Source organism: Marivita sp. (assembly GCF_020055675.1).
GTDB lineage: Bacteria > Pseudomonadota > Alphaproteobacteria > Rhodobacterales > Rhodobacteraceae > Marivita.
This window is the reverse complement of sequence record NZ_JAIPUS010000080.1, coordinates 1-2,522: the sequence shown is the minus strand read 5'-3', so window position 1 is coordinate 2,522 and position 2,522 is coordinate 1. Positions and strand designations below refer to the sequence as shown.

Genomic DNA, 2,522 nt, shown 5'->3' with positions numbered 1-2,522 from the left:
ATCCCCACCAGACGCCGGCCAGCATCGTCACGGAGTGGCCGATGGCAAAGATGCTGACATAGATGGCCACGTCCTTCATCCGGTAGAGGAAGAAGACGACGCCCAGAAGGAAGAGGATGTGGTCGTAGCCCGTCACCATGTGCTTGGCGCCGAGATAGATGAAGGAGATGACGTGCACCCCCCAGATTTCCTGAATGTAGCCTGCGTCACCGGGGGTGACGTCATGGGCCAGCGCCTGCGCCACGCTGGACGCGTAGACGGCCAAGGCTGTCAGAAGGAGGGCCGTGACGCGTCGCGACGCGAGCGCGCGCAGGCCCGTCGAGTTTGAACTCATGGATAGGTCTCCGTTCGTGCGATGGAATGATCGGTGAAGCCGCGCGCGGGCGCGGCGCCGATCAGGCACGCGGAGGTCGTTCGATCCTGAACGTGTGGTGGCCGCCGCCGGGCGAGGCCCTGAGCCGCCATGTATCCCGGTAAGCGGATGTCGGGTGGCTTCGCTCGCCGAGGGTCAGAAGCGCCTGGCTATGGTCGTGGTCGGCGGCGTCGTGGCTGTGGCCGTGCATCGCCCAGTAGAGGTCTTCATTGAGCCCGTGCGAATGGCCGTGATCGGCGATCATCTCCAGGTGGTCCTGGATCGTCTCGAAGACGGTCGGCGCATGAGTCGCGGCGGGCATGACGGACCAGAGCACCAAAGACAGGCAGAGAAGCGCCGCAAACGCCTGTCTTCCATATGTCGCCACTGGTCTCATCGATCTTGCCTGTCTGCCTGTTCGTATCCGCAGCCCATTGCCGGGCCATCTTGTTCTATCCCCCCGGGAAGGATAGCGTCTATCTATGACAAAGCCCCACATCCACGCAACCCATCCCGCCCTGATCGCCCGGCTGAAACGCGCCGACGGCCATCTGCGGGCCGTGATCGGCATGATCGAAGCGGGCAAGCCCTGCCTCGAGATCGCGCAGCAGCTTCAGGCGGTCGAGAAGGCGGTGGTGAACGCCAAGCGCACGCTGATCCACGATCACATGGATCATTGCCTGGACACTGACCATTCGCCCGAGGACCGAGCGGAACTCAAGACCATCGCCCGATATCTGTAAGGCACACCGATGCTGGAGATCCTGTCCGACCGCACCTACCGCCACCTGTTCCTCGCACAGGTCGTGGCGCTTCTGGGCACGGGGCTTGCCACGGTCGCGCTGGGACTTCTGGCCTATGACCTGTCGGGCGACAACGCGGCGATGGTGCTGGGCACGGTCTTCACCATCAAGATGGTGGCCTATGTTGGCATCGCGCCAATCGCCGGCGCCTTCGCCGACCGGGTGCCGCGCCGCGCGCTGCTGGTCGGGCTCGACGTGGTACGCGCGGGCGCGGCACTCTGCCTGCCGTTCGTGACCGAGGTCTGGCAGGTCTACGTCCTGATCTTCCTGCTGCAATCGGCCTCGGCCGCCTTCACGCCGACCTTTCAGGCGACGATCCCCGATGTGCTGCCCGAGGAGGCGCGCTACACCCGTGCGCTGTCGCTGTCGCGGTTGGCCTACGATCTGGAGAACATCGTCAGCCCGACGCTCGCGGCGCTCCTGCTCGCCGTGATGAGCTACAACTCCCTGTTCCTCGGCACGGTGGCGGGTTTTGCGGCCTCGGCCCTGCTGGTCGTCTCGGTCCTGCTGCCGAGGCCGAAGCCGTCCAAGCCGCGCGGGGTCTATGATCGGACCACGCGCGGCATCCGCATCTACCTTGCTACGCCGCGCCTGCGCGGGCTTCTGGCACTGAACCTTGCAGCGGCGGCGGCCGGCGCCATGGTGCTGGTCAACTCGGTGGTGCTGGTGCGCGGGACGCTCGGCCTAAACGAGAGCGCGCTCGCCTGGACCATGTTCGCCTTCGGCGCGGGATCGATGCTGGCTGCGCTACTACTGCCGCGCCTTCTCGACCGCGTGCCCGACAGGCCCGTGATGGTCGGCGGCGCGGCGCTCATGGTGTTCACGCTGCTGGCGTTGGCCGCAGAGGTCGCGGCGCTCGGACTTGACTGGCTGTTCCTGCTCGGCGCCTGGCTTCTCGTGGGTCTTGGCTACTCGGCGGTGCTCACGCCGTCCGGCCGGCTTCTCCGCCGCTCGGCCCATGCCGAGGATCGCCCCGCGGTCTTCGCCGCCCAGTTCGCCCTGAGCCATGCCTGCTGGCTCGTCACTTATCCGCTCTCGGGCTGGCTTATGACGCAGTTCGGCCCGGTTGTCGCGCTGGGGTCGCTGGCGGTTCTTGCAGGCGCGGGCGCATTGCTGGGTCTCCGGCTCTGGCCTGAAGAGGATCCGGAGGTCCTCGAGCATATCCACGACAACCTGCCGCTCGACCATCCCCACCTCAAGGGTGAGCGCCGCCACGCGCACCCTTTCGTCGTTGACGACCAGCATCCACGCTGGGCGTCGCAGCTATGACCCGGGCCGGCGACGTCACGCGGCGGCCTCGTAGCTTGTGAACACCTCGGTGCTTCCGTCGCGCCGGATGAGGAACACGTCGTAGGCCTCGCGGCTGT

Annotated in this window: 4 protein-coding genes; 2 read left to right on the top strand and 2 right to left on the bottom strand. The window is 66.4% G+C overall.

What is annotated here, in order from left to right; translation table 11 throughout:
* Both LCF59_RS17735 and LCF59_RS17730 read right to left on the bottom strand, forming a co-directional pair.
* Window positions 1-334: HupE/UreJ family protein (locus LCF59_RS17735; RefSeq protein WP_292288946.1), on the bottom strand; the 334-nt coding region annotated here is incomplete at its 3' end.
* Between the two features lie 61 nt (window positions 335-395).
* Complete coding sequence (locus tag LCF59_RS17730; RefSeq protein ID WP_292288945.1) at window positions 396-749, bottom strand: hypothetical protein; 354 nt, start codon at window positions 747-749, stop codon at window positions 396-398.
* Window positions 750-834: 85 nt separating this feature from the next.
* Between LCF59_RS17730 and LCF59_RS17725 the strand changes: the two genes are divergently transcribed.
* Both LCF59_RS17725 and LCF59_RS17720 read left to right on the top strand, forming a co-directional pair.
* Window positions 835-1,095, top strand: a complete 261-nt coding sequence (locus LCF59_RS17725; protein ID WP_292288944.1) for a metal-sensing transcriptional repressor — start codon at window positions 835-837, stop codon at window positions 1,093-1,095.
* Window positions 1,096-1,104: 9 nt separating this feature from the next.
* Window positions 1,105-2,424, top strand: a complete 1,320-nt coding sequence (locus LCF59_RS17720; RefSeq protein WP_292288943.1) for an MFS transporter — start codon at window positions 1,105-1,107, stop codon at window positions 2,422-2,424.
* The last annotated feature ends 98 nt before the right edge of the window (window positions 2,425-2,522 follow it).

Excerpts from the sequence above, each read along its gene's own strand:
- LCF59_RS17720 (WP_292288943.1), top strand. The coding sequence starts at position 1,105 with ATGCTGGAGATCCTGTCCGACCGCACCTACCGCCACCTGTTCCTCGCA.
- LCF59_RS17725 (WP_292288944.1), top strand. The coding sequence starts at position 835 with ATGACAAAGCCCCACATCCACGCAACCCATCCCGCCCTGATCGCCCGG.
- LCF59_RS17730 (WP_292288945.1), bottom strand. The coding sequence starts at position 749 with ATGAGACCAGTGGCGACATATGGAAGACAGGCGTTTGCGGCGCTTCTC.